This window comes from Flavobacterium sp. (assembly GCF_036515215.1).
In the GTDB taxonomy this organism is placed as follows: Bacteria; Bacteroidota; Bacteroidia; order Flavobacteriales; family Flavobacteriaceae; genus Flavobacterium.
The window spans coordinates 1-6,484 of sequence record NZ_DATBVQ010000141.1 but is presented as its reverse complement, the minus strand read 5'-3'; the positions used below and the strand labels follow the sequence as shown (position 1 = coordinate 6,484).

Sequence of the window (6,484 nt, the reverse complement as noted above, 5' to 3'; positions counted from 1 at the left end):
GGAAGCAGCTCCATTACGGTGGAGTTTAACTTGGACAAGAATCTTGAAGAAGCGGCAAACGATGTGCGTGACAAGGTATCTCAAGCCATACGCAGCCTGCCGCAGGACATCGATGCCCCTCCCGTAGTTTCTAAGGCTGATGCCAATAGTGATGCGATTATATCGATGACGGTTCAAAGCGACACCCGAAGCCATTTGGAACTGAGTGATTACGCAGAAAACGTAATCTCCCAGCGACTGGAAACTATTCCTGGGGTGAGCGGGGTGCAAATTTGGGGACAAAAGCGATATGCGATGCGTTTGTGGATTGATCCCGTAAAACTCGCGTCCTATGGACTTACGGTTGCCGAAGTAAGATCAGCACTTAATGCTCAAAATGTAGAATTACCCTCAGGAAAACTGACGGGCGACAACACGGAATTGACGGTAAAAACTATTGGAAATCTTGCAACTGCCAAGGAGTTTAACGATATCATTATTCGAACAGAAGGCGACAAAATTGTTCGTTTGAGTGACATTGGGAAGGCAGAATTAGGTCCAGAAAATATAGAAACCAAATTGAGCCAATCTGGGCTACCGTTAATTGGGTTGGCAATTGTGCCCCGCCCAGGTGCCAATTATTTAGATATCTCGAAATCTTTTTATGAGCAATTTGAGGCTTTAAAGAAAGATTTACCTAAAGATATCAAATTAAATATCGCCCTTGACAACACGATTTTCGTGAAGAAATCGGTACTTGAAGTTGCCGAGACTTTAGGGATATCCATATTATTGGTGATTCTAATCATCTATTTGTTTTTTAGGGATTGGGCCATTGCTTTCAGGCCGTTAATCGACATTCCCGTTTCGTTGATCGCTACGTTCTTTATCATGTGGCTCTTCGGTTTTTCAATCAACGTTTTGACCTTATTGGCAATCGTTTTGGCTACTGGTTTAGTTGTCGATGACGGGATTGTGGTTACGGAAAATATTTACAAAAAAGTGGAAGAAGGCATGACGCCTATTGAGGCTGCCATCAAAGGGTCGAATGAAATATTTTTTGCCGTGATTTCCATTTCCATCACATTGGCTGCGGTATTCTTGCCCGTAATTTTCTTAGAAGGATTTGTCGGCAGACTTTTCAGGGAATTTGGCGTCGTCATTGGCGCAGCGGTGTTAATTTCGGCATTCGTGTCCTTGACTTTGACACCCATGCTGAACGCGTATTTAATGAAAGGTGGCGAGCAAAAGAAATCAAAATTTTATATCCGGACAGAACCGTATTTCAAAAAGTTAAACAGCAATTATGCCGAAGCCTTGAGCCGATTTATGGCTAAGAAATGGTTGAGTTTCCCCATTTTAATTGCTTGCTTTGGTTTGATTTTCGTTTTTTATAATTTGATCCAAAAAGAAACGGCGCCTTATGATGACCGCAGTTCTTTGATTCTAAGAATGACAGCGCCTGAAGGTTCTAGCTATGAATATACGGACCGCTTCATGCAAGAAATATCCAAATTGGTGGATGATTCTATTCCACAGAAAAAAGTGAGTTTGGTGGTAACCTCTCCCGGTTTTGGCTCTTCCTCTGTCAATAGCGGGTTTATGAGACTTTCGCTAAAAGAGCCAAGTGAGAGAGACCTTTCTCAAGATGAAATAGCCGAAAAATTAACTGCATGGACCAAGCAATATCCTGGAGCCAAAACATCGGTGACACAGCAACCCACTATTGCCGTTAACAGACGGGGTGGTTTGCCGATACAGTATATCATCCAAACACAAAATTTCAGTAAACTGGAAGAGAAAATTCCGCTGTTTATGGAGGAAGCGGCTAACGACCCAACTTTTGCCATGACAGATGTGAATTTGAAGTTCAACAAGCCCGAAATCAATGTGACCATTGATCGTGAAAAAGCGGAAAGTTTGGGGATTTCTGTAATTGATATTGCACAAACCTTACAGCTTTCATTAAGCGGACAGCGTTTTGGTTATTTCATGAAGAAGGGAAAACAATATCAGGTCATTGGGCAATTTGATCAAAAAGACCGTTCAAAACCCTTGGATTTAACCTCTATGTATGTCAAAAACAACAAAGGTGATTTGATCCAAATGGACAATATTGTAAATATTGAGGAACAAAGTAAACCACCGCAGTTGTACCACAACAACCGCTTCATGTCGGCCACGGTTTCTGCAGCGCTCGCTCCAGGCAAAAGTATAAATGATGGAATTGAGGCTATGGAAAAAATAAGAGCCAAAGTACTTGACGATACCTTTACGACCGATTTAGGAGGAGAATCAAGGGATTTTGTGGAAAGCAGTTCCAATACCTCTTTCGCATTTGGTTTGGCCTTGCTGTTGATTTTTTTGATCCTGGCGGCACAATTTGAAAGTTTCATCGATCCTTTTATCATCATCTTGACCGTTCCTATGGCAGTGGCAGGAGCTTTATTCTCTTTATGGTTATTTGACCAGACTTGGAATATATTCAGCCAGATTGGAACAGTAATGTTGATAGGTTTAGTGACCAAGAACGGCATTTTAATTGTCGAATTTGCCAACCAGCTTCGAGAGCAAGGAAAGCCAAAACTGGAAGCCATTCTGGAAGCTTCGGAAGCGAGATTGCGACCTATATTAATGACCAGTCTAGCCATTTCATTAGGAGCCTTGCCTATAGCATTGTCACTTGGTGCAGCTTCGACCAGTAGGATTGGAATGGGAGTTGTTATTGTCGGGGGAACAATCTTCTCTTTGGTATTGACTCTGTTTGTTATCCCTGCACTTTATTTTATGTGGTCTAAAGCCAAAAAACATTATCCAGAATTTGAACACATCGAAGAATATGAAAACGAAAGCAAATAAAAAGACGAACATGAAAATAATATTTAAAAGTATACTGCTTCTGTTCTTCTGTTTCGTTAAAGGGAATGCGCAGCAAGTATTATCATTGGAAGATGCGGTAAAAATAGCTTTAGCAAATAATTACGAAATTAAGATTGCCAAAAACGATCTAAAAATAGACCAAACTAATGTTTCGGCAGGGAATGCGGGAATGTTGCCCAAAGCAACCGCCTCGATAACCCAAAATAACAATCTGCAAAATCTTTCCCAAACCCGTACTGACGGCACTACAACAAGTCTTGATAATGCCAAAAGCAACAGTTTGAATTATGGTGTAGGGCTAGATTGGACCATTTTTGACGGCTTTAAAATGTTTGCAAAAAAAGAACAACTGCAGGAACTGCAAAAACTTGGCGAATCCCAGTTGAGAATGACAGTCATCACAAAAATCAGCGATGTGCAAACCGCTTATTACGACTTGGTACAGCAGCAGCAGCAATTGGCGGCTCTGGACAGTACAATCGTTATTTCAAATCAAAGGGTGAATCTGGCCAAAAATCGTTTTACGATAGGGAAAGCATCAAAACTCGAGGTTTTAAATGCTCAGGTAGATATTAATACCGATAAAGTGGCGGTACTGAGGCAGCAAGAATTATATAAAAATTCAAAAATAGCATTAAACCAACTTTTGGCTAGAGACGCCCAAATTGATTTTAAGGTCGTGTCTGATTTTACTATGGATAGAAAATTGGAATATGCCGAATTAAAAGCATTAGCTGAAAAGCAGAACCCTCAAATTGAAGCCTTGATTATCAGTAAAAAAGTGGCGGAGTTGGAATTAAAGCAAGTAAAATCAGGGCGCTATCCTACCTTGAAGGTCAATACGGGCTATAATTTTGCCGAGAATGAATCCAGCCTTGGATTTACAACACAATCTTCGGCCCGTGGATTGAATTATGGCTTTAGCGCTTCGCTAAATTTGTTTGACGGTTTTGTCCAAAAGAGAAACGAGAAGATTTCTTCAATCCAAATTGAGAATTCCGCGATCCAAATCGAGCAACAAAATTTGGCCTTGAACAGCCAGCTGGCCACTTCTTATCAAACGTACCTGACCAATTTGGAATTGATCGATTTGGAGGAGAAAAATGAGGCTATTGCCAAACAAAATTTGGATATCACCTTGGATAAATTTCATATCGGTACCATCACCACGTTAGAATTCAGAACGGCCCAACTGAATTACGTAAATGCAAAAGTCCGTTATAGCGATGCGCAGTTCCAAGCCAAACTATCTGAAATTGCATTGAAAGAATTGGCGGGAGCTATCCAATTTTAAATTAAGTTTGCAAAAACAATTTGACCTAAATGATTTCATACAACCCCAAAGACTGGATCACTTTTATTTTTCGTTTTCACAAAGCAGATACATTCCGACAACTGATTCCTATGATGATTTTCATAGGAAGTTATTCGGCAGGGATTGCCTATCTTGAAATCGAATATTGGGATTTGCCTGATGACAGTCATGTAAAAAATATTTCCATCATGCACGGCATGTTAGGGTTTGTAATTTCCTTATTGCTAGTTTTCAGGACCAACACCGCTTACGATCGCTGGTGGGAAGGACGTAAAATGTGGGGAAGTCTAGTCAACAACTCCCGGAATCTTACCATAAAATTATCCGTCATTTTAAATGAAGAGTCGGATCGCGCTTTTTTCAGAAAAGTAATTCCTAGCTATGCCTCTATTTTAAACAAGCACTTAAAAGATGAAGAAACCAGCAAGCAACTCTTTGAAGACGTTATCATAGAGCACCACAAACACAGGCCCAACCAAGTCGCAAAAATATTATTTCACAAAATAAATGACCTCTATAATTCAAAGAAAATAACGGGAGACCAACTCATTATTTTAAACCACGAAATCCAATCTTTCACAGATATTTGCGGTGCCTGTGAACGCATAAAAAACACGCCCATCCCCTATTCTTACAGCGCTTTCCTCAAGAAATTCATCTTCTTTTATGTGATGACATTGCCATTTGGGTATGTGTTTAACTTGGGCTATTATGTCATTCCCGTTGTCGTTTTCATCTTTTATGTTTTGGCAAGCTTAGAACTGATCGCCGAGGAAATAGAAGATCCCTTTGGTAATGACGCCAATGATTTGCCCACCAAAAAAATCGCCGAAAACATCAAAAGACACGTCGAGGAATTGTTGTGAAAATGGAGCATCTGTTTTATAAAAATGATAATGCTCTCCCCTAACCTAATGGAAAAGGCAGCCCTAGTTTTAAGGTTTTTTTAGTGGCATACCAATGTCCTAAAAAACCAAAAAAATTGTTTCTTACTACAGACTGCAATCCTTATATTTGCAATCTTATTAAAAATGACAGATGAAAATATCTTACAATTGGTTAAAACAATTCATTAAAGTAGACTGGAATTCCGAAGAAACGGCAGCGTTACTTACCGATTTGGGTTTGGAAGTGGAAGCAGTCGAAAAATACCAATCCGTAAAAGGCGGACTTGAGGGTATCGTGGTGGGACATGTCCTTACTTGCGTTCCCCACCCAGATGCCGATAGACTGAAATTAACGACAGTTGATATAGGAAATGGAGTTCCTGTGCAAATTGTATGTGGAGCGGCCAATGTCGATGCGGGACAAAAAGTACCTGTAGCTACAATTGGTACCGTATTGTATGATAAAGAAGGTGTTGCCTTTACCATTAAAAAAGGAAAAATTAGAGGACAGGAAAGCCACGGAATGATTTGTGCCGAAGACGAGTTAGGTCTTGGGGAAAGTCACGATGGAATCATGGTCCTTGATGCTTCGCTAGTTCCTGGGACAAAAGCGTCGGAAGTTTTCAAAGTAGAAAATGACGAGGTGTTCGAAATTGGGTTAACACCCAACCGTGCCGACGCAATGAGTCACCTAGGTACCGCCCGTGACTTGCGAGCAGGTTTACTGCAAAGTGGCGTAAATGTTGAATTCATTACCCCTTCAGTGAGTAATTTCAGAGTCGACATGAGAACTCTTAAAATTGACACTGTTATCGAGGAGACTCAATTAGCTCCAAGATATTGTGGCGTAACGATTTCCAATATTACCGTAAAACCTTCGCCAAAATGGCTGCAGGATAGACTAAAAGCAATTGGATTGACTCCAAAAAATAATATAGTCGATGTCACCAATTATGTTTTGCATGATTTGGGACAGCCTTTACATGCATTTGACGCATCTAAAATAAACGGAAAAATAATTGTAAAAACACTACCGTCAGGAACTAAATTCACTACTCTGGATGATGTCGAGCGTACTTTGCATGAGGAAGATTTGATGATTTGTGACGAAAAAGGACCTTTGTGTATCGCAGGAGTTTTTGGAGGCAAAAATTCTGGAGTTTCAGAACATACTACTTCCATATTCTTGGAAAGCGCCTACTTTAACCCAGTAAGCATCAGAAAAACGGCAAAAAGACACCAATTAAACACGGATGCTTCTTTCCGTTTTGAAAGAGGAATCGACCCAACAATTACCGCATATGCATTAAAACGTGCGGCCCTGATGATCCAAGAAGTGGCTGGCGGAGAAATCACTTCTGACGTAAGTGACGTTTACCAAAAGAAAATTGAAGATTTTTCAGTGTTTCTAAATTTTGCAAAT

General features: G+C 40.3%; 4 protein-coding genes. All 4 read left to right on the top strand.

Going from position 1 to position 6,484, the window contains the following annotated elements; genetic code table 11:
• Positions 1–2,838, top strand: a 2,838-nt coding sequence (locus tag VIH09_RS09865) for an efflux RND transporter permease subunit (protein WP_331580446.1), incomplete at its 5' end; no start/stop codon positions are given.
• Positions 2,839–2,848: 10 nt separating this feature from the next.
• On the top strand, positions 2,849–4,153 hold the full coding sequence (locus tag VIH09_RS09860; RefSeq protein WP_331580443.1) for a TolC family protein: 1,305 nt from the start codon (positions 2,849–2,851) through the stop codon (positions 4,151–4,153).
• Between the two features lie 29 nt (positions 4,154–4,182).
• Positions 4,183–5,040 carry a bestrophin family protein gene (locus VIH09_RS09855; RefSeq protein ID WP_331580441.1) on the top strand — a complete coding sequence of 286 codons (858 nt, stop codon included), beginning with the start codon at positions 4,183–4,185 and terminating at the stop codon, positions 5,038–5,040.
• A 172-nt stretch (positions 5,041–5,212) separates the two neighbouring features.
• Positions 5,213–6,484: phenylalanine--tRNA ligase subunit beta (gene pheT / locus VIH09_RS09850; protein WP_331580439.1), on the top strand; the 1,272-nt coding region annotated here is incomplete at its 3' end.

Coding starts and splice junctions, on each gene's coding strand:
- VIH09_RS09860 (WP_331580443.1), top strand. CDS start 2,849: ATGAAAATAATATTTAAAAGTATACTGCTTCTGTTCTTCTGTTTCGTT.
- VIH09_RS09855 (WP_331580441.1), top strand. CDS start 4,183: ATGATTTCATACAACCCCAAAGACTGGATCACTTTTATTTTTCGTTTT.